At 61.7% G+C, this 1279-nt stretch carries 1 protein-coding gene; it reads left to right on the plus strand.

What is annotated here, in order from left to right; translation table 11 throughout:
- Positions 1-64 precede the first annotated feature (64 nt).
- The coding region (locus E0L93_RS11945; protein WP_243638216.1) for an IS701 family transposase at positions 65-1279 on the plus strand (1215 nt) is incomplete at its 3' end.

Genomic DNA, 1279 nt, shown 5'->3' on the forward strand with positions numbered 1-1279 from the left:
TACTACAGTTGTAGATAGTGGTATGCTCTGGCATCATGCTCACTCCTGCTAAAGGAGGACGGACATGGTGCGACACCCGGTGGATCGAAAGACGGTGCGCTCGTGGATCGAGGAGTTGAATGTGCTGAGCGAGCGGATCGCCCCGCGCTTCGCCCGATCTGAGGTACGGGGCCGGGCGCGGGCCTATCTTCGTGGGCTGCTCTCTACCGCAGAGCGCAAGAACTCTTGGCAACTGGCCGAGGTGGTGGGGAACGCCACGCCCTATGGTATTCAGCATCTCCTGGGACGAGCCAACTGGGATGCCGATAAGGTCAGAGACGACTTGAGGGAGTACGTACTCGAACACCTGGGCGGTGATGAAGATGCGGCCCTCATCATCGATGAGACGGGCTTCTTAAAGAAGGGCGAGGGCAGCGTCGGGGTCAAGCGCCAGTACACCGGCACCGCCGGCAAGACGGAGAACTGCCAGATTGGGGTGTTTTTGGCCTACGCCTCCCGTAGGGGCCAGGCTTTCATCGACCGGGAGCTGTACCTGCCCGAAGAGTGGGCTCATGACCAGGAGCGCCGCAAGAGGACCGGAGTGCCAGAACGGGTCGAGATGCGCACCAAGCCCCAACTGGCAAAAGAGATGCTTGAGAGGGCTCTTGGTGCGGGAGTGAAGGCGGCGTGGGTAGTGGCCGACTCCGTCTACGGCGACACCAGGCGACTTGGGATGTTCCTCGAAGAGAGGGAGCAGCCCTACGTGCTGGCGCTCTCAGGCAAGGCTCATGTGTGGGCTGGCTTCTACCAGCACCGGGTAAGCACAGTGCTCAAATCCCTGCGACAAGGAGAGCTGTCACTAGAAGAAGCCGGGGGAGGGTGGAGGCGCCTCTCGGCCGGGGAGGGCTCCAAAGGTCCTCGTCTCTATGACTGGCTGAGGCTGCCGCTAAACCCGCCCATGCAAGAAGGATTCGAGCGGTGGCTACTTGTGCGCCGTTCCATCGAGGATCCGGATGAACTCACCGCCTACACGGTCTTCGCCCCCGAGGGCACAACACTCGAAAAGTTGGCGACGGTGGCCGGCATGAGGTGGCGGGTGGAGAGAGGCTTTGAGGAGGCAAAAGGGGAAGTGGGCTTGGCCCACTACGAGGTGAGGAGCTGGCACGGCTGGTACCGTCACATCACCCTCTCGCTGTTTGCCCATGCCTTCCTCGCCACCATCCGGGCCGAAGGGATAGACATCGAGGCATCACAAAAGGGGGCTCTGAAACCGGAAGGCACCGACAGCAGCAGCAGCAGC

This window comes from Rubrobacter taiwanensis, assembly GCF_004337705.1.
GTDB lineage: Bacteria > Actinomycetota > Rubrobacteria > Rubrobacterales > Rubrobacteraceae > Rubrobacter_C > Rubrobacter_C taiwanensis.